This is a genomic window from Mechercharimyces mesophilus, from assembly GCF_059818345.1.
Map to the genome: position 1 here is coordinate 696337 of NZ_JCBAPH010000001.1, position 18487 is coordinate 714823.

Consider the following 18487-nt stretch of genomic DNA (forward strand, 5'->3'; position numbering starts at 1 on the left):
GTTTGTTCATGAAATCTTTTTCTGCAGAAGCACTTTCGCTTCCCCAAGAATCCCCTTTAGCCTCGGCTGTAGGAGTTTCAAGAAGCATGTTGTGTAGATGAAGTCGTTTCCGGATTGACTACATTTTGTAGCTTGCGTTTTCCTAAGGGGAAACGGCTGAGCCACGTCCCAAGACCGACGCTGATACTTGCTAAGACAATACCGGCCACAAGATCACTAAACCAGTGAATACCGAGGTAAATGATAGAGAACAAGACGACGGCAGCAGAAAAGATGGTGAAGGCTTTAAAAAGTCGATTGCGCGAGCGAAGACTGATGAAAGCCATCGTAATGGAAAGGGAAGTGTGTAAGCTAGGGAAGGAGTTGTCTAGTCCTGAGAAGGCTCGATACTGCTCTTCAAATAGTGGGTAGACGTCAGGAATGAGAAAACGGACGTCATGATGAAGTACCCACGTTTCATTTACCGGTACGAATAAGTAAAAGGGAATGGCAATTAGATAATTGAGCGAGATCGCATAAAGTAATGTATATAGTAGAGGATATTCTCCTTCTTCATAGTAAACAAACAGTGCAGAAAAGAGGAGCACAGAAAAAACGATCACGTAAAAGTAAGTTGTAAAAAAGGTTAGCCCGGTATCCATAAAGGTATGTTGTGCAAAAGGGGTAAGGCTTCCTTCGAACATGAAGATAAAGGGAGTGAAATCTGTCCCTTTTTCTAAATATTTTTCTATCATAAGCTCAACTTTATTAATGAAGAGAATCAACAGTACCCCACCGATATGGAAGAATAAGATCCGATCACGGAAGAGGGATTGTGTGAAACGACTGACCACACCGAATGGACTTCGCCGCAGACAGACCCAAAGCAAGAGATAGAAAGTAAGAAGCGAAGCGGCCCAGATGGTCAGAGAAGATTGAAACGGAAACATGAAAGACACTCCTTGAGGTTCATCACAAAATCAAAAAGTTGCTTAATCACAAATACCGCTTCTGGCCGTCGCCGAAGCGGCTTTTGACTTATTATATCATACCGATCCCACAAAAAGTGGTGATTAAACATTTTTTGAATTGACCCCAAGGATGCCACCTAACGAGCTAAGTGAGGTAACAGCAAGCAAAAAGAAGAGAGGGTGAACGATCATGTTGGCGTTAAAGGCGAGGAAACCGATCATAAGGACGATAATTCCATATAAGAGTCCAATTCCTCCGCCTACGGCCCAGCCTCGTTGCAGGGTCCTTCTACCTGCGACCCACCCACCTACTAGTAAGGAAACACCATTAATCCCATAGGTGAAATAAGGGAGAATATCCTCTGTGAGGCTCGTAAAGCGTAGCAGTGATGAGACGAGCAACGATCCAACAAGGATGATTCCCCATACCATACCGATTCCATATAGATAAGGTGATCCTATTCGCATCTACTCACCTCCTCTGTTAAATAGGATGTAGGTTTGTACAAAGGTATGAGGGAAATGGCTTGTTTATGTGTAAAAGAAGAGCGGGTGATGAAAAATAAGTAAGGAGGTGAAGCGATGGAATTGGGAATCATTTTTTTGCGGTCGCTCTTTATTTACTTTTTGGTACTGATTATCATGCGTTTGATGGGAAAGCGGGAGATTGGGAAATTGTCCGTATTTGACTTGGTGGTTTCGATCATGATCGCAGACCTATCTGTCATTGTGATCGAGGACCCAAAGGTATCTCTGTGGAATGGCTTGATTCCCATTACTACGTTTTTCGCTGCACAGATACTGGTGGCGTATCTCTCTATGAAGAGTGCAACCGCGCGTCATCTGATTGATGGCAGTCCGGCTGTCCTCATACAAAATGGGCGGGTGATGGAGAAAGAGATGAAGAAGAATCGCTACAATATGGACGATCTGATGACTCAACTGCGCGAGCGCAATTTGGATGACGTGGCAGATGTCGAATATGCGATTCTCGAAACATCAGGTAAACTAAGTGTTTTCCCCGTTAAGGGGAAGGACTTAATTCGTCGAGAGGACTTTTTCCCCGAAGAGCAAGATCATTATCCACTCGCTATTCCGTTGGTGATCGATGGAGAGATTCAGGAAGATGGATTACAGAAAATACATAAGGATGAGAAGTGGCTCTACCAAGAGCTAAAAAGGTATGGCTACTCCTCATTGGGTGAGACGTTTTTTGTTAGTGCACGTTCCAATGGAAGGCTGTATATTGACACCTATCAAGATCGTCCAGGGAAGAGATAAGCTAGATAACGACCGACGTAAGGCAGGCGCAGAACATCACTTTTTTGGAGGAGCGAGAGCAGAATCAAGAGGATAAAGTAGACCGCACCACTTGTTCCAATCGAAACCATCACTTGTAAGAGCAAGGAGCCGTCGCTATGAGAAAAGAACCAATGAGCGGTAAAGCCCATGATACCCAGTGCAAGGGCTAGTTTGCATAAATTCCCTCCCTCGATGGAAAGCGAGATGTAACGTAAGATCGTGAGAAAGTGAAGGACAGTGACGATTATCAGTCCACTATTAATCGCAAGGGCAACCCCATCAATCCCAAACTGGGGCCTTGAAGCGAGCACGAAGATAAGTATGGTTTTGATGATTGCACCAAAGATGGAGTTGCGCATCGCTTCGTTAGCGCGATCCATTCCTTGAAGGACCGCGGAAAAGGGTCCTTGCAAGTAGAGGAAGATGGCGAAGGGTGCCATGATTTTTAAAAGGCGTGCCACTTCAGCATGATGATACAACAGGATGGTTAGTGGTTCTGCTAAGACAAACAAAATAACCGCACAGGGTCCCCCGATGATAAGAGAGAGACGGATGGCCTGATTTAAGCGGTGTTCGATGAGACGGTGATGTTGATGGGCTGCCGCTTCCGAGACGGCAGGAACGAGCGAGACGGACAACGCGTAAGTAATAAAAGCGGGAAAGAAGACCAATGGAATGGCCATTCCTTCTAATTGACCATAAAAGGCGGTAGAAGCTGCTGTTGCAAAACCTGCTATCGCCAGACTTTGTGCAACCACAATCGGCTCTATGGCATAAGCGAGAGAACCCACCATTCTACTCGCTGTCACGGGAAGAGCAATCCTCATCAAGCGACGAAAGGTGCTATTCAAGGAGGAGAAACGAGCGGAAAGAGGGACCTTTCCTTGATTAAATAGGCGTAAGGGAGGACGTTTTGGATCTTTTCGATAAGAACGGAGCAAAACCCATAATCCTGCTCCTTCTCCTATGACCATACCCACCATGGCACCAGCGGCCGCATATTCGACACCATACGGAAGAAGCAAGGTAGCAAAAAGAATGACGGTAAAGATACGAATCGTCTGCTCCACGATTTGCGAGAGCGCATAAGGGCTCATGTTTTGTCTTCCTTGAAAGTAGCCACGGAAGATAGAGGAGACAGCCACAATCGGAATGATCGGTGCGATTCCCATCAAAGAATAGAGTGCTCGTTCATCTGTCAACAAAGTTTTTGCGATGACAGGTGCGAATAGGAGAGTAAGAGAAGTGAACACGACGCTAGTACCTGTGACGATAACGATGGAAACGAGAATGATGGAACGAATGCGGTCTTCGTTTTTTGTTGCTTCTGCTTCGGAGACCAATTTTGAGATGGCGACGGGAAGTCCGGCTGTGGCTAAGCCAATGATGAAGATAAGGATGGGAAAGGCCATTTGAAAGAGGCCCACTCCTTCGTCGCCAATTAAACGGGAGAGCGCAATGCGATAAACAAAGCCAAGTACCTTGGTGATAAAGCCTGCACCCACTAATATAAACGTACCGCGTAGAAATGATTGTTTGGTCAAGGAGGGACCCTCTCTTCGTTATTTACTCCGTGATACAAGCTTATGACATCAACCTGTCTAATGATGACAAGCATCACGAAAAAGAGGAGAAGTAGCAGGAAAATCACCCCTTGATGAGGAAGAGGTAGGGGAAGAGATATATGGAGATGGAGGAGGGATTTCCATTTGCACCTTCATCCTAATGATGGTAGAATCATACTGATATAGCTTGGATCTCGTCCCTCTCGATGAGATCCAAGCTGCTTACGGTATATTGAATGAGTGAAGGATCATTTATCGGATGAAATGAAGAGGCGAACTTCACCTAGGCCTCACACGCTTTCAGTAAGCCCACATCTTTCATAGGTGGAAGGGGTAAATCTTAGAAGGAAATGAAGGTAGATGGAGAGAGGAGGGAGCAAGATGGTTAGAAAAGCGCTTCGTCCTGTGCGAGAAAGAATACAGTCCCCGTCCGTTGAGCTATTAAGCGAAGAAGAGTTGATGAAGTGTATTGAAGATTTGTGTAGCAGCAAGGCGGAAGAATTTCGTCTTTATGGATATGAAGAGGTGACCTGGGAACAGGTATGGGCCTGTATATCAGAAGATTATCGACGTGGATGGCCACGGTTGAATCGTTTGGTGAACGATATCATGTCCCTTAAGCCAGCACGCTTCATGAACTGGTTGATGCTGAGTGTTTATAAACAGCCCAATGAATGAGAAACAGCCATCCTATTTTCGTAGGTGGAAGCCTTCGGTGTAAGTGAAGCCGGTGGCTTTTTTCATGGGGAGATGAACACGATTCCTCTTCTTTTTGAAAATTGACATGGAGTCTAGCAGTTGGGATAATGGGAGTGTTGTATATGTGCGAAGGAGGAGCAGTCAATGAAAGTTCGTTGGGGTAAACTCATTCTGTTTGCGCTGATTGTTGTGAGTATTCTCGTGACGGCCACGCTGACGAGTGATCGAATTGCCAAAGACATCACCTTGGGGTTGGATTTGCAAGGTGGATTTGAAGTCTTGTATGAGGCTCAGCCGTTAGAAGAGGGGCAGAAAATTGATCAAAAGACGATGCTTGCTGCCTCCGATGCGTTGCAACGGCGTGTCGATGCGATTGGTGTAGCGGAGCCATCCATCACGATTGAAGGAGAGGACCGCATTCGCGTTCAGCTAGCAGGTGTACCGAGTCAAGAGGAAGCGCGCGAGCTTCTAGGAAAAACCGCAGAACTAACCTTTCGTGCGCCCGATGGGAAAGAGATCTTGATGCGTGGGGCAGACCTGGCTGAGGGTGGAGCTGGCCAAAACTTTGACCCGTCGGGCAATCCGATTGTTACCGTTAAAGTGAAAGATGCTGATAAATTTGCAGATATCACTCGGGAATACTTAGGCCAACCGGTACCTATTTATCTGGATGAGGAAGAATTGAGCTATCCTACTATTAATGATGTCATTACCGGTGGTGAGGCCACCATTAGCGGGAACTTCACGGTAGAAGAGGCAAAAGAGTTAGCCAGCTTATTAAATGCTGGTTCGTTACCCGTCAAACTGGTGGAAAAACATAGCTTTGCTGTTAGTGCCAGTCTCGGACAAGACTCGCTTCAAAAGAGCCTGACAGCAGGTATTTATAGTGTTATTTTGATCTTTCTCTTTATGATTGGTTTCTACCGCCTACCTGGAGTGGTTGCAGTGATCACGTTGATTACTTATACCTATCTCGTGATGCTCACGTTCTCCCTCCTTAATGTTACTTTGACGTTAGCTGGCATTGCCGCTTTTGTGTTGGGGATTGGGATGGCCGTTGACGCCAATATCATTATGTATGAACGAATCAAAGAAGAGATGCGAATTGGAAAGAGGATTCCAGCTGCTATGCGTTCTGGCTCTCGCCGTTCGTTCCTGACGATTTTTGATGCCAATGTGACAACCGTCATCGCGGCACTCGTCCTTCTTTACTTCGGTACAGCAGGGGTAAAAGGATTTGCTGTTTCGCTTATTGTGAGCATTGTGATCAGCTTTGTGACAGCGGTCGCACTGGCTCGTCTCCTTCTTACCTTACTGATTCGCTCCAATGTGGTGAAACGACCGGCCTTATTTGCGGTGAAGGAGGATGAGATTCGTGAACTATAAAACACTTAATTTCGTAGGCAAAAGAAAAACATTTTTTCTCATCTCTCTTGTCATTCTTGTTTTGGGAATCGCTTCTCTCTTCTTGCAAGGTTTAAACCTGGGTATTGAATTTACCAGCGGGACACGCGTCGATTTGATGATAGGGGAAGAGTTTGATCTGACCAAAGCGAATGAAGAGCTAGAAAGCCTTGGTTATGAAGAGCCCAATACGCGGATCGCAGGCAATGAGAATGATATCCTTGTTTTTCGTACAGGAGAAGCCTTAAGTAGTAATGAGGTAGAGAAGATCCACCAACACTTCCAAGGAATTTATGGAGAAGATGTGGGGAAGCAGGAGCAGAAAGTAACCCCCATCATTGGGCAAGAGTTAGCAAAGAATGCGATCTTGGCTGTGCTGATTGCATCGATTGGGATCATCCTCTATGTGACCATTCGCTTTGAATATCGGTTTGCCGTTGCAGCGGTCATCGCTCTCTTCCATGATGCTTTCTTCGTCATTAGCATGTTCTCTGTCTTTCAATGGGAAGTCGATCTCGTCTTTATCGCGGCCATTCTTACCATAGTGGGGTATTCGGTCAATGACACGATTGTGATTTTTGATCGGATTCGTGAAAACTTGGGACTGGTGAAACCGAAAACGTGGGACGAGCTGTCACACGTGGTCAACGAGAGTCTTCAACAGACACTTGTTCGCTCCTTTAATACTGTGCTCACGGTTGCTTTTGCCGCTGCTGCTTTGTTCTTATTCGGTGGAGAAAGCATTCGTTACTTCTCGCTGGCCCTCTTACTCGGCTTGTTAGCTGGGACATATTCCTCCATCTTCATTGCCAGTCAGGTATGGATAGGTTGGAAGTGGCGTTCGATGAAAAAAGCAGAATTAAAAGCGCAAACTGCTGAATAACCTTCCTTAGAAGAGCCGCGGGAAACACCGCGGCCTTCTCTATCCCATGAAAGGCGGTGATGGAATGAGAAGTGAATCTCATCAGCAAGTAGAAAATCCTTACAAGCAAGCGGAAAAAGGTGCATGGATCGGGATTGTTGGGAATCTCTTATTAGCGATTTTCAAATGGATTGTCGGCTTGCTTGCGGACAGCCGTGCCTTGATCGCCGATGCCGCACATTCCGCATCTGATGTCGTTGGGTCGCTTGCTGTTCTCATCGGCGTACGTGCTGCACGTATGCCACCGGATGAGGATCATCCCTATGGTCATGGAAAAGCAGAATCCATTGCAGCAATTATTGTTTCGGTTTTGCTAGGGGTAGTGGGGGTTGAAATTGGTTATGGCTCGTTCCAGATGTTGTTTCAACCGGTACATGCTCCTGCAGGCATGGCCATGATTGCAGCTGTTATCTCAATTGTAGTAAAAGAGGGTATGTTTCAATATAAGTACCGTTTAGGGAAAAAAATCGGTAGCCAAGCACTCGTAGCCAATGCATGGGAACATCGCTCAGATGTTTTTTCTTCGGTGGCGGTTTTACTCGGAATTGGAGGAGCGATTCTCGGGGAAAAGCTAGGAATTCAGATGCTTGTCTACTTGGACGCAGTCGCTGGAATGGTTGTTTCCTTATTGGTTTTACGTATGGCCTACAAATTAGCTCAGGAGTCGATTCACTATACATTGGACCACGTGTTGCATAAAGAAGATGCAGAGGAATTGGTTGCTGCCGCCGCTGGCGTGGAGGGAGTCCTTAACATTGATGAACTTCGTGCGCGTGAGCATGGGTACTATGTCATTGTGGACGTCAAGGTAGCTGTGGACCCACAGATCACGGTAGAGAAAGGTCATAAGATAGGAAAACGGGTGAAATTTGCCCTCATGTACGAATTTGATCATGTCTCCGATGTATTGGTCCATATTAATCCCTATCAAGAAGAGAAACCCGAAGCAGAGAGTAAGAATGAAGACTAAAGGGATTACCAGGAGTGCCTCAAAGAGTCAATCCTATTTTTCAAATGAGGCACCTGGACATCTATGCTATAATGAAGTCGGTCAAGCGAGGTGAGTCCCTTATGTTACAATCAAAAACGCGCTGGCAAACGATGAAGAGTGAACAAGATAAAATCGAGCGTTTAACCGATGAATTGGGTGTAAAACCTTTGGTTGCCTCCCTGTTGGTTTCTCGTGGGTTCGACACCCCTCAAACAGCGCAACGGTTTTTATCGATTCACCCTGATCAGCTACACGACCCTTTTTTGCTCGATGGCATGAGAGCAGCGGTTGAGCGCATTCATGAAGCAATAGCAGAGAGAGAGAAAATCGTCATCTATGGTGATTATGATGCGGATGGTGTAAGCAGCACCAGCTTGATGATGAAAGTATTCCAGTCACTTGACGCCGACGTAGATTATTACATACCTAATCGTTTTGCTGAGGGGTATGGATTAAATAAAGAGGCATTAGAAAAGATACAGGCAACTGGTTGCCGGGTCGTTGTAACGGTGGATACGGGTATCAGTGCGGTCGAGGAAGCGGAAGTAGCCAAGCATCTCGGCCTCGACCTGATTATTACGGATCATCATGAACCTCCAGCTGTTCTGCCACAGGCGTACTGTGTGATCAACCCTAAAAAAGAGAGTTGTTCCTATCCTTTTGCTAGTCTGGCCGGTGTGGGTGTGGCATTTAAACTGGCCCATGCCCTACTGGGTGAGATTCCTGAAGAAGTATTGGAATTTGTTGCCCTAGGAACGATTGCCGATCTCGTTCCGTTGGTGGAAGAGAACCGCGTATTGGCGGCACTGGGCTTACAAAGGATGAATTTGCGTCGGATGGTGGGACTAAACGCTCTCCTGGATGTTGCAGGCGTGGCTGAACAAGTTGCAGCTGAACATGTGGGTTTCTCTATTGGTCCACGTATTAATGCAAGTGGCCGTCTGCAGTCAGCGGCGCAAGCGGTAGAATTGCTATTGGCAGAAGACCGTGAAGAGGCCTACCAGATGGCGACTGAATTGGACGCATTAAACCGTCAGCGACAGAAAATGGTAGAAACGATGGCCAAAAAAGCAATCGCTCAAGTGGAGAGCAATCCGGCTTTCCATGAGCAGGTGATTGTAGTTGCTGGAGAAGATTGGAATGTTGGGGTGATTGGCATTGTCGCCTCAAGACTGGTGGAAAAATATTATCGACCGGCACTTGTTTTCGGGATTGATCCAGAATCCGGGATGGCCAAAGGCTCAGCTCGGAGCATAGTGGGATTCGACCTTTATCAAGCATTAAGTCAATGCCAGGAACTCCTATCGAAGTTTGGTGGACACCAGATGGCGGCTGGTATGAGCTTGCCGGCGGACAACCTTTCCTCGTTGCATGAACAATTAGGCCAGGTGGCGCAGGATGCATTGAGTGCAGAAGATTATATTCCTCTTTCACGAGTGGATGCTGACGTCACTGTGGAAGAAGTGGATCTTTCTTTATTGGAACAATTGGCGGCACTCGCCCCTTTTGGAGTAGATAATCCCACGCCATCGATCCGCATAACGGGAGCTCAAATCAAGCGATTGCAGGTGATTGGTCAGCAAAAGAATCATCTCAAATTGCGCATGGGAAGCGGAGAAAGCGAATTGGATGTGATTGGCTTTCGAATGGCGGAATTAGCCGATCATATGGCGTCGACTGCGCATCCTGAGCTATTGGGAGAGTTGTCCATTAATGAATGGAATGGCCGGCGTACACCCCAATTGCTCCTGCGGGATCTTAAGATTCCACAAGTACAAGTCTTTGACTGGCGTGGAAATACCAGCTTAGAGGAAAAGCTAAAGAAGGTGTCAGGACTCCCTCAAGCGATCGTCATCGCATCTGAAAAGAAGCGGGCGTTGATTCCAGAGGACTTGGAAGTGATCTCATGGGAAGAGTGGAGATGTGGAGTGTCTCACTTGGACCCGCAACAATACACGAACTGGATTGTTTCCGATCTTCCTCCTACCCTCTCTCATTTTGAGGATTGGTTAGGCACGCTGAAAAGCGTGGAACGCCTCTACTTTCTTTTTGGAGAGGCAGAGTGGGAAGGGGATTGGTACTCGCTCGATCGGGATAAGTTTAAGCAGTTGTATGGACGTCTCATGCGTGGTCAAAAATCCATTAAAAAAACAGACCTTCCGATGCTCGCAAAGTCAACAGGATTGTCTCCCGAGATGATTGCGTTTATGTTAAAGGTCTTTAAGGAATTGGAGTTTCTGACAGAAGAGAGCGGTGGATTAGCGGTTGTCCCACAGCCCGTTAAACGGGAGTTAGACGACTCTGTTCTATACCGCCAACGGCAAGCAGATGCCCAGGTCTCATCACAACTGATTTACTCATCCACACTGGAATTACAAAAATATATTCAAGAACATGCGTTGTTTCATATAGATTTAGGAGGAAAGAAAAATGGATTTCAAGGACAAGATTCGTGTCGTGGAGGACTTCCCTCAGCAGGGAGTGCAGTTTAAGGATATTACCACTTTATTAAAAGACGGAAAATCCTTTAAACACGCGATTGATACCATGGTGGAACAAGTAAAAGGAGAAGAGATTGATCTGGTGGTTGGTCCAGAAGCAAGAGGTTTCGTTGTGGGAACCCCCTTTGCTTATGCTCTCGGAGTAGGATTTATCCCTGTGCGCAAGCCTGGAAAGTTACCAGCAGAAACGATTTCTGCACAATACAGTTTGGAATACGGAAAAGATCAATTGGCTCTTCATAAAGATGCGATTCAACCTGGACAGCGGGTACTAATCGTGGATGACCTGCTGGCAACCGGGGGAACGGTGCGTACAACGGTAGATTTAGTACGTCAGCTAGGTGGCAATGTCGTAGGAGCTTCCTTTGTTGTCGAATTAACCTATTTAAATGGACGCGATCAACTGGATAAGGATATGAAGATCAATACGCTTGTACAGTATTAAGGGTTAAATGAAAGCAGTGAAAAAACCGCTAGCCTCATCTAGCGGTTTTTTTTGTCTGCTCGATAACTGTCTCTGTTCTTACTTAGCAATCGCCATATAGTGTAAGCGTCGAACCTTCTGATACAATTTTTTATCGGCTATGCGAAAAACGTTTCCACCAGGGTTCATATTCAGTTCGTAAAACCATATGTGCAAGGAGGGGTCGATCCCCACATCGATTCCGAAGGCTTTCTGATTTCTATAGACACGACTCATGATGGAGGAAGCTTCAATAGACAAGACTTTTAGTTGATCTAGAATGCGCTTTTGCTGTTGATGGTTACATGCTAAATGCTGATGAAGGAGCTTTTCGATTGGAATGCCTCTTCCATTTTGATGGCAGTTGGTCACAATGGCATGCTTAGGAGCGATTTTTCCTACGATTCCGGCGACACGCCATTTGCCATTTAAATAAACGGTATGAATTCGTATATCGAATGGGTATTTTTCTCGCGTGATACTTTGGATTCCTTGCTGAATAAGGTAAGGCCTGCGCTTAAGTGACGAAGGGAGCTCCTGTAATAATGATTCTAGATTTGAGTAGCGCTTTTTGTTCCCCTGAGTTCGCAAGGTGTAGGTGTTATTTGCTTGATCGATCCGATAGATTCCTCGGCCATGAGCACTTAGATCTGGCTTTAAATAGACACAAGAGAAATGACCCAGCATCAAGGTTAGGTTTTCTTGTGTAAAGGGGCGGGCAGTCGGAATAAAGGTCTTCGTGGGTGAATGTTGAGCCAACAGGTGACTTTGGAGCATTTTTCCTTTCCAAATTCGTTTTGTTCGTTTTTCCCCTTTTATGATGATCATTCCCTCATATCTAATATGATGTAGCAATGATGTATCTTATTCTGGAGAAAGTAGTTTTGTATAGAGTTCTGTTTACTCATTAGAAAAAATAAAAGATTGTACTAGGCGAACACGAGTCATAGAAGGGTAAAAGAGAAGCCGCTTCCAAAGTGTAGAATCATGATACTGGAAAATGACCCTTCTTTCATCGAGTGCTTTCTTTATGTACAATGAGGGAAAGGAAAGCTACCTATAATTAAGCAACCAAGAAAGAGGGTTAGGCAATGCGCTTTATAGACAATGAGAACCATACGGATCCAAGAATCAACTTAGCGATAGAAGAATACCTCTTAAAACATCTGGATGTGGAGCAGGATTCTTATCTTTTATTCTACATAAACGAACCTTGTGTCATTGTAGGGAAGAATCAGAATATGGTCGAAGAGATTCACGTGGATAAAGTCCATGAGCGAGGTATTCATACGGTACGCCGTTTATCAGGTGGGGGAGCCGTTTATCAGGATCTCGGAAATCTTAACTTCAGCTTTATTACCCGAGATGATGGGGATAGCTTCTTAAACTTTCGTCGCTTCACGCAACCAGTAATAGAAGCATTGCATCAGTTGGGGGTTCATGCGGAACTGACAGGTCGAAATGATATTCAAGTGGGGGAGAAAAAGATCTCCGGAAATGCCCAATTTACGACGAAAGGACGGATGTTTAGCCACGGCACGTTAATGTTTGATGTGAACTTAGAAGATGTGGCAGATGCATTAAATGTGAAACAGGAAAAATTCACATCCAAGAGTACAAAGTCGGTTCGAAGCCGAGTGGGAAATATTCGAGAATACCTCGATCGTGATATGACGATTGAAGAATTTAAGCAGACGTTGCTTCAATATATTTTCTCTGGGGAAAAAGAAGTAGCGCGTTATCAGTTGACGGAAGAAGATTGGACAGTCATTCGACAAATTTCACAAGAGCGGTATCAGAATTGGGATTGGAACTTTGGAAAGTCGCCTAAGTTTAATGTCCATCATTCCAAGCGCTTTCCTATCGGCACAATCGATGTTCGTCTCAATGTGGCGAAGAATACGATCCAGCAGTGTAAGATCTACGGTGATTTCTTCGGAATGGGCGACGTACATGATGTAGAACAGTGTCTCATAGGGACACGTTATGATCGAGCCGCGATTGAGGAAGCACTGTCAGATGTAGCGGTTACACACTATTTCGGGGAGATTACAAAGAATGAGTTTATTGAACTCGTCTATTAAGAAGTGGAACCATGTGATGGAAAAGATGTACCTCCCTGAGGTACATCTTTATTGGATGTCCAAGCGAGGGCTTTATTGTGATAGCTGGCGATACCAGTGAAGTGCTTTGGCCTCATGCTCTTTAATAAAGGGATCTTTTCCTTGGATATATGCCCCTTTATCAAAACGATGTATCTGAGCTAATTCTTGCTTGAGAGAACCGTACGTATTTGCAATAGGGGGATGGTGACGCAAATAGTCACGAAAAGCAAGGTGACGTTCAACAGCGGGATTATTCTCTTGGAAGATGTGGACGTGGTGGGTACGTGTCTCTTCACCCTTAATAAAGAAGCGACGGCCAGATAAACCATACTCCCCTAGCGGTGAATATTGATGCTCCACAAAGGAAGAATTCAGCTCATCAACGGCTTCGATATGCGTAACGATGGGAAGGATATCAATGATTGGCTTCGCCATCAAACCTGGGACTGAGGTACTACCGATGTGGTGGATATTGACAACGAGGTCTTTCATGATCCTCGCCAATAATTTTTTCTCTTGCTCAAACTGTAACGACCAGTGGGACTGATACGGTACGACAATCATCTTGTTCATCTGTTCACCCTCCCTTTGTAATGGATCTTGGTCAATGACAGGCAAAAATCTCTGTTTATTATATAAATATCGAAATATAAAAATAAGGGCAAGCATCTCCGATTAGATGAAGCGCTTGCCTTATAAATGTCAGGATATAGCTGGTACTTTAAGTACTTGATCTGGATAGATGAGATCAGGGTTCTCAACCTGTGGATTGGCTTGGATGACCTCACCTACGCCCACTTGATACTGAACCGCGATCTTCCACATACTTTCTCCAGACTGTACGATATGACGGATATCATCGGTATGGGCATGAGCGAGTGGAAAAGGAGACATGAGTAAGAGAAAGAAGAGGGAAAATCCGCTGAAAAAAATCATCATTTTACGAAGCAATATTGGACACCTCTCATGAAAGAAACTCCCTTTAGTATTCGTGAGAAGGGTAAAAATATAACACCACCGAAAGGTGGTGTCTCTTCTTGCATGGCTAATCAACAGGGTCAATCAAGGTTTCATTCCTTGTAAGAGAAGTTGGAGCGATGCGGTTACTTGCTCCTTCAAATCGATACTCTCTGGGTTCACCACATAGATAATGATGGAGCCTTCAACCATGCCAATGATGGAAAGAGCGGTTTGGTCAGGGTCCAATGGGCGAAATTCCCCCGCTTGTATGCCTTCCTTGATCAAGGGCATCAAGCGATTTCGGTAAGCTTGAAAGAAGGATTGCATCACGTCCCGAATTTGCTCATGACGGGTGGCGGTTGCATAAAGTTCTAAGGTGAGTGGCAGGATACTCACCATTTCGTCAATATCTGCCAATGTCTGCTCAATAAATAACTGAATACGCTTTTCTGCTGAGAGCGAGTGTTGTTGAATGTGCTTAATGCTAGTCAGTTCTCTGCCAAAGAAATATTCTAAGATAGCGGCTATGATCTCTTCTTTACTTTTGAAATGCCAATAGAGAGCGGCTTTCGTCACGCCCACTTCTCTGGCGATCTTCTCCATGCTAGCTTGATGAATACCCTCAGAAGAGAAGAGAGACATGGCAGCTTGGATAATCTGCTCCCGGCGTGAGGGGGCAGGAGAGCGTTGTTCTGGTATTAGAATCACCTCAAATTAACCGGTTCATTACGCTTAAAGTGGTAAATCTCTTTTCTGAAAAATGATAACGGAAAGCGCCATAAAAATCAAGGTAATAGCGATCAGAGAAAGAGAGGTTGGCCAGAAGTGAAAGCTCCCATCAGCAATTTCTTGGGGTCTAAAGAGAGAGAAGAGGGAGAGATTTCGCATCCATGAAACTTGGGTGCTCATTTTACCGATGACATCAAGCATGTAGAAGAGTAAGGTGACTCCTCCTGAAATCATTAACGAACGACGTTCATCATTGAGAAGTGAAGAGATGAGGAACGAATAGGAGCAGATAACAGAGAACAGGAGAAAGTAAACGGTATTCATTTGTACGAAGGCAGTGGTGGAAAGCTCCGTCTCTGCTATAAACCAAGACATTCCCCCGATACCACCGATCGTGGTGAAAAGGAAAATGACCCACAACCCACCGCATAGCAAGCAGAACTGTGTCAGGGCAATGCGTGCTCGTGATACGGGTGTAGCGAGTAAATAGGCAAGTGACCCTTGATCCACTAGGCTGGCCAATAAATGAGTAGCTGTGAGGACGCAATAGCCAAGAAGTAGAAAAAGCATAACTAGACTATAAAATTCCGCACCTAAGTAGCCACCCAGATTTTGAATACCGTTTTCTAAACTGAATGCTTTTAACATGTTTTCTGGCATCGCCTGAATTAGTTGATTGTATCCATCTTCATTAGCAATGGATGGAAAAACCCAAAGCAATACGAGGATATAGAAGAGAGAAGCCGTGGAAAACAGGAACACACGAAGAGCGTACATTTTTATCATTGCTTTGAGAAGTGCTGGATTCATTTATTCGCTCCCCTTTCTTCCTCATAATAGTGCATAAACAGTTCTTCAAGATGAAGGGATTGAGCATCCAGGCTGACGAGGTCAATCTGCGCCAAGGTACGTATGAGACGATTGACCTCTTCTTCTCCCTGAATCGCAATCTTAAGGTGATCTTCTGTGAGAGAGGTAACGGGTAAGTTCTCCTTTTTTATGAGTGAGATATCCTTGGGGTTACGCATGATCACCTCGTAAATACGTTTTTGCTGAGCTTGAAGTGTGGTCAACGATTCATCGGCGATGAGTCTGCCTGCTCGAATCATCGCAGCTCGATCAGCAGTTTTTTCTATTTCAGAGAAGTGATGAGAAGACATGAGGATCGTTTTTCCTCGACTTTTTTCTTCTAAGATTAAGTCGATGAATGACTGTTGCATCAAGGGGTCTAAACCAGAGGTGGGTTCATCTAAAATGAGTATTTTTGGGTCGTGCATAAAGGCAGCAACAATAGCTATTTTCTGTTTCATTCCCGTGGACATCTTGCGGATGGGTACTGAGGCATCCAACTGAAAACGCTCAAGTAGTTTTTGCTGGCGCTTGCGGTCAACCATTCCACGCATTCCTGCTAATAAGTCTAAAAATTGCGTTCCTTTCATCCCTTTTAAAAAAGAGACATCTCCAGGGAGATAGCCGACTCTTTTTTGGATTGAAGCAGCTTCCTGCCAGCAATCCATCTTCGCTATGGTGGCTTCTCCAGTGCTTGGTTTCATAAAGCCCATCAAGAGCCGAATGGTTGTTGATTTGCCCGCACCATTAGGACCAAGAAAGCCGAAGACTTCTCCCTCATGAATAGTGAAGTCTAGATCAAAGATTCCTTTCCCATTGGAAAACTCTTTCGATAAGCTTTGTACGTGGATCATGGATCACACTCCTTTGTGATATTAACTAACCGGTCGGTTAATTAAAGAATAACAAAGGGAGGAATCTCCGTCAAGAAGGTCGGGGAGCTTTTGGTTTTTCCGTCACCGAACGATCGTTCTTGTACGAATGAAATCGAGCCTGTTTTTACATGAAGAAGAAATTATCGTGTGTTGATTCTATTTTTTCACTCATATCTGATACAATGGAGAAGGGGTTCATTTCTAATCATGAGAAGGGAGCGATGAAAGAAGTGCCACACTATTATCGTTTAGGGAAGATCCCCAAGAAGAGGCATACACAGTTCCGCAAATCAGACGATAGCCTCTATTGGGAGCAAGTAATGGGGACAAAAGGGTTTTCGGGTATTCAATCTATTCTTTATCATTTGCACCCACCTACTCAGATTCAAACCGCTCGGAAGATTGGTGGTTGGCACCCTCCACTAGAGGAATCGGGAGCGAATCGACATCGTTTATTGCGCACAGATCAATATTCTCCTGGTGGGGATCTGATCACTGGAAGAAAGCATTTTTTACTTAATGAGGATGTTGCGTTAGCTACGGTTTCTCCAACAGAAGATATGTCTTACTTTTTCCGGAATAGCGATGGAGACGAGATTTTGTTTGTTCATGAGGGAGAAGGCACAGTGGAGACGACTTTTGGTCGCTTATCTTTCGGACCGAAAGATTATATCATCATCCCTGTAGGTACAACCTATCGCTTGCAATTGACGAGTAAAACATCCCGCTTTCTTGTCATTGAGTCCACCGGGGAAATTACAACACCGAAACGGTATCGCAATGAACACGGCCAATTAATGGAGCATAGTCCATTCTGTGAACGGGATATCCGGGTACCAGAACAGTTGGAAGTGTATACAGAAGAAGGGTTATTTGAGGTGCGCGTTAAGGCGCGGAACGAGTTGCATGCTTATACTTACGGAACCCACCCCTTTGATGTGATTGGCTGGGATGGATATTTGTATCCTTGGATTTTAAGTGCGGACGATTTTGAACCGATAACAGGTTCCATTCATCAACCGCCACCTGTACATCAAACGTTTACCGGCCCTAATTTTGTGGTGTGTACATTTGCCCCTCGTCTGTTCGACTATCATCCTGAAGCGATTCCGGCTCCCTATGCACATAGTAATGTGAATAGTGATGAGGTACTTTATTACGTAGAAGGCAACTTTATGAGCCGAAAGGGTGTAGATGTAGGAGCGGTGACGCTGCATCCGAGTGGTATTCCACATGGCCCTCATCCGGGCACAATTGAAAAGAGTATCGGAAAGAAGGGGACAGAAGAGTTGGCAGTGATGGTGGACACATTTCGCCCGCTCCACGTAACGGAAACAGCGTTGACTGTGGAAGATGAATCCTACTTAACAAGTTGGCTACCGCAAGAGTAGACGTGATTGATCTTTGCCATAAAGGTGAAGTGGAGTGACGAAACGCGGATGATGGAAGAAGGATAGAGAAGGAGGATGTGTGTGCAACTTGATCCAGCACAACAATCGACGAAAGAGAACTACAAGTTACTGATCGGAAGCATTTTGCCACGTCCCATTGCTTTTGTCTCCTCACAGTCAGGTGACGGAACGCTCAATGCTGCACCCTTTAGCTTTTACAATGTGATTGCTACCAATCCACCGATGATTAGCATCGCTTGTATTCGTAAGCCAGGCGGGATTGAGAAAGATACCGCTCGTAATATACGCCAAACCGAGGAATTTGTCGTCCATGTGGTTGATAGTGACAATGTTTCCTTGGTGAACGAAACCTCGACTGATTTCCCGGCTGATGTGAGTGAAATGGAAATGGTAGGCCTCGATTTGCTTCCCAGCATAAAAGTAAAGCCTCCGCGAATCAAACAATCTAAGGTTCAGATGGAGTGCCGTCTTCATCAAATTTTACCTTTAGGTGTGGGAGAGAATGGGGCCCCTAATGCGGACTTAATTTTAGGTGAGATTCTCCTTTTCCACATTGAAGATGACTTGCTTGATCAAGGAAGAGTAGATACAAAAGGTTTGGATCCATTAGGAAGGCTGGCAGGGTTAGCATATGGGAAAATAGGAGAAACGGTGGAGATGCCACGCTTGCCCTATGAAGAGTGGAAAGAAAGGAAGTACGAATAAAGGGAGTGATCCCATTCGTAAATAATGGGATGCGAATAGGAGTTCTCTTCATCGT

The 18487-nt window shown here is 45.2% G+C and carries 19 protein-coding genes; 10 read left to right on the forward strand and 9 right to left on the reverse strand.

All coding sequences use genetic code 11. The features are described from left to right. Positions 1 to 77: 77 nt before the first annotated feature. Complete coding sequence (locus AC6RGY_RS03615) at positions 78 to 929, reverse strand: phosphatase PAP2 family protein (RefSeq protein WP_499859833.1); 852 nt, start codon at positions 927 to 929, stop codon at positions 78 to 80. 123 nt (positions 930 to 1052) lie between these two features. Further along, positions 1053 to 1418, reverse strand: a complete 366-nt coding sequence (locus tag AC6RGY_RS03620; protein WP_499859834.1) for a TIGR04086 family membrane protein — start codon at positions 1416 to 1418, stop codon at positions 1053 to 1055. Between the two features lie 114 nt (positions 1419 to 1532). Here AC6RGY_RS03620 and AC6RGY_RS03625 point away from each other — a divergent pair, with 114 nt between their 5' ends. Next, positions 1533 to 2231: a DUF421 domain-containing protein gene (locus tag AC6RGY_RS03625; protein WP_499859835.1), complete on the forward strand. Its 699-nt coding sequence runs from the start codon at positions 1533 to 1535 to the stop codon at positions 2229 to 2231. Here AC6RGY_RS03625 and spoVB read toward each other — a convergent pair. Then, positions 2207 to 3796 carry a stage V sporulation protein B gene (gene spoVB, locus AC6RGY_RS03630; RefSeq protein ID WP_499859836.1) on the reverse strand — a complete coding sequence of 530 codons (1590 nt, stop codon included), beginning with the start codon at positions 3794 to 3796 and terminating at the stop codon, positions 2207 to 2209. The two genes, AC6RGY_RS03625 and spoVB, sit on opposite strands and share 25 nt — an antisense overlap. Before the next feature lie 402 nt (positions 3797 to 4198). Here spoVB and AC6RGY_RS03635 point away from each other — a divergent pair, with 402 nt between their 5' ends. From AC6RGY_RS03635 to AC6RGY_RS03660, 6 genes are all read left to right on the forward strand, one after another. Further along, positions 4199 to 4495, forward strand: coding sequence for a post-transcriptional regulator (locus AC6RGY_RS03635; RefSeq protein ID WP_499859837.1), 297 nt, complete (start codon positions 4199 to 4201; stop codon positions 4493 to 4495). A 165-nt stretch (positions 4496 to 4660) separates the two neighbouring features. Next, the gene (secD, locus tag AC6RGY_RS03640; RefSeq protein ID WP_499859838.1) at positions 4661 to 5902 is read left to right on the forward strand and encodes a protein translocase subunit SecD; all 1242 of its coding nucleotides are present in this window, start codon (positions 4661 to 4663) and stop codon (positions 5900 to 5902) included. Next, on the forward strand, positions 5892 to 6803 hold the full coding sequence (gene secF, locus AC6RGY_RS03645; RefSeq protein WP_499859839.1) for a protein translocase subunit SecF: 912 nt from the start codon (positions 5892 to 5894) through the stop codon (positions 6801 to 6803). The genes secD and secF overlap by 11 nt, the downstream gene beginning before the upstream one ends. A gap of 64 nt (positions 6804 to 6867) precedes the next feature. Then, a complete protein-coding gene (locus AC6RGY_RS03650) occupies positions 6868 to 7812 on the forward strand; it encodes a cation diffusion facilitator family transporter (protein WP_499859840.1) in 945 nt (314 codons plus the stop codon). Positions 7813 to 7913: 101 nt separating this feature from the next. Further along, a complete protein-coding gene (gene recJ, locus AC6RGY_RS03655; RefSeq protein ID WP_499859841.1) occupies positions 7914 to 10325 on the forward strand; it encodes a single-stranded-DNA-specific exonuclease RecJ in 2412 nt (803 codons plus the stop codon). Further along, positions 10264 to 10779: an adenine phosphoribosyltransferase gene (locus tag AC6RGY_RS03660; protein WP_499859842.1), complete on the forward strand. Its 516-nt coding sequence runs from the start codon at positions 10264 to 10266 to the stop codon at positions 10777 to 10779. The genes recJ and AC6RGY_RS03660 overlap by 62 nt, the downstream gene beginning before the upstream one ends. A 78-nt stretch (positions 10780 to 10857) precedes the next feature. On the opposite strand, the gene AC6RGY_RS03665 is transcribed toward AC6RGY_RS03660, so the two are convergent. Further along, complete coding sequence (locus AC6RGY_RS03665; RefSeq protein WP_499859843.1) at positions 10858 to 11625, reverse strand: YheC/YheD family protein; 768 nt, start codon at positions 11623 to 11625, stop codon at positions 10858 to 10860. Positions 11626 to 11888: 263 nt separating this feature from the next. Here AC6RGY_RS03665 and lplA point away from each other — a divergent pair, with 263 nt between their 5' ends. After that, on the forward strand, positions 11889 to 12881 hold the full coding sequence (gene lplA, locus AC6RGY_RS03670) for a lipoate--protein ligase (protein WP_499859844.1): 993 nt from the start codon (positions 11889 to 11891) through the stop codon (positions 12879 to 12881). A gap of 72 nt (positions 12882 to 12953) precedes the next feature. On the opposite strand, the gene AC6RGY_RS03675 is transcribed toward lplA, so the two are convergent. The 5 genes from AC6RGY_RS03675 to AC6RGY_RS03695 all read right to left on the reverse strand — a co-directional run bounded on the left by AC6RGY_RS03675 (position 12954) and on the right by AC6RGY_RS03695 (position 16294). Further along, complete coding sequence (locus AC6RGY_RS03675; RefSeq protein ID WP_499859845.1) at positions 12954 to 13475, reverse strand: GrpB family protein; 522 nt, start codon at positions 13473 to 13475, stop codon at positions 12954 to 12956. A 129-nt stretch (positions 13476 to 13604) separates the two neighbouring features. Further along, complete coding sequence (gene safA / locus AC6RGY_RS03680; protein WP_499859846.1) at positions 13605 to 13853, reverse strand: SafA/ExsA family spore coat assembly protein; 249 nt, start codon at positions 13851 to 13853, stop codon at positions 13605 to 13607. Positions 13854 to 13964: 111 nt separating this feature from the next. Then, positions 13965 to 14570, reverse strand: coding sequence for a TetR/AcrR family transcriptional regulator (locus AC6RGY_RS03685; protein ID WP_499859847.1), 606 nt, complete (start codon positions 14568 to 14570; stop codon positions 13965 to 13967). Between the two features lie 24 nt (positions 14571 to 14594). After that, entirely contained in the window at positions 14595 to 15401 is an 807-nt protein-coding gene (locus AC6RGY_RS03690) for an ABC transporter permease subunit (protein WP_499859848.1), read from the reverse strand. Further along, positions 15398 to 16294, reverse strand: a complete 897-nt coding sequence (locus AC6RGY_RS03695; RefSeq protein WP_499859849.1) for an ABC transporter ATP-binding protein — start codon at positions 16292 to 16294, stop codon at positions 15398 to 15400. Before AC6RGY_RS03695 ends, AC6RGY_RS03690 begins: the two co-directional genes overlap by 4 nt. Positions 16295 to 16545: 251 nt before the next feature. Here AC6RGY_RS03695 and AC6RGY_RS03700 point away from each other — a divergent pair, with 251 nt between their 5' ends. Together AC6RGY_RS03700 and AC6RGY_RS03705 are read left to right on the forward strand one after the other, a co-directional pair. Continuing rightward, positions 16546 to 17706 carry a homogentisate 1,2-dioxygenase gene (locus tag AC6RGY_RS03700; RefSeq protein ID WP_499861449.1) on the forward strand — a complete coding sequence of 387 codons (1161 nt, stop codon included), beginning with the start codon at positions 16546 to 16548 and terminating at the stop codon, positions 17704 to 17706. A 75-nt stretch (positions 17707 to 17781) separates the two neighbouring features. Then, positions 17782 to 18432, forward strand: a complete 651-nt coding sequence (locus AC6RGY_RS03705; RefSeq protein ID WP_499859850.1) for a flavin reductase family protein — start codon at positions 17782 to 17784, stop codon at positions 18430 to 18432. The last annotated feature ends 55 nt before the right edge of the window (positions 18433 to 18487 follow it).

Coding starts and splice junctions, on each gene's coding strand:
- AC6RGY_RS03690 (WP_499859848.1), bottom strand. CDS start 15,401: ATGAATCCAGCACTTCTCAAAGCAATGATAAAAATGTACGCTCTTCGT.
- recJ (WP_499859841.1), top strand. CDS start 7,914: ATGTTACAATCAAAAACGCGCTGGCAAACGATGAAGAGTGAACAAGAT.
- AC6RGY_RS03695 (WP_499859849.1), bottom strand. CDS start 16,294: ATGATCCACGTACAAAGCTTATCGAAAGAGTTTTCCAATGGGAAAGGA.
- AC6RGY_RS03650 (WP_499859840.1), top strand. CDS start 6,868: ATGAGAAGTGAATCTCATCAGCAAGTAGAAAATCCTTACAAGCAAGCG.
- AC6RGY_RS03665 (WP_499859843.1), bottom strand. CDS start 11,625: ATGATCATCATAAAAGGGGAAAAACGAACAAAACGAATTTGGAAAGGA.
- AC6RGY_RS03615 (WP_499859833.1), bottom strand. CDS start 929: ATGTTTCCGTTTCAATCTTCTCTGACCATCTGGGCCGCTTCGCTTCTT.
- AC6RGY_RS03660 (WP_499859842.1), top strand. CDS start 10,264: ATGGATTTCAAGGACAAGATTCGTGTCGTGGAGGACTTCCCTCAGCAG.
- AC6RGY_RS03705 (WP_499859850.1), top strand. CDS start 17,782: ATGTGTGTGCAACTTGATCCAGCACAACAATCGACGAAAGAGAACTAC.
- AC6RGY_RS03620 (WP_499859834.1), bottom strand. CDS start 1,418: ATGCGAATAGGATCACCTTATCTATATGGAATCGGTATGGTATGGGGA.
- secD (WP_499859838.1), top strand. CDS start 4,661: ATGAAAGTTCGTTGGGGTAAACTCATTCTGTTTGCGCTGATTGTTGTG.
- AC6RGY_RS03625 (WP_499859835.1), top strand. CDS start 1,533: ATGGAATTGGGAATCATTTTTTTGCGGTCGCTCTTTATTTACTTTTTG.
- AC6RGY_RS03675 (WP_499859845.1), bottom strand. CDS start 13,475: ATGAACAAGATGATTGTCGTACCGTATCAGTCCCACTGGTCGTTACAG.
- lplA (WP_499859844.1), top strand. CDS start 11,889: ATGCGCTTTATAGACAATGAGAACCATACGGATCCAAGAATCAACTTA.
- AC6RGY_RS03635 (WP_499859837.1), top strand. CDS start 4,199: ATGGTTAGAAAAGCGCTTCGTCCTGTGCGAGAAAGAATACAGTCCCCG.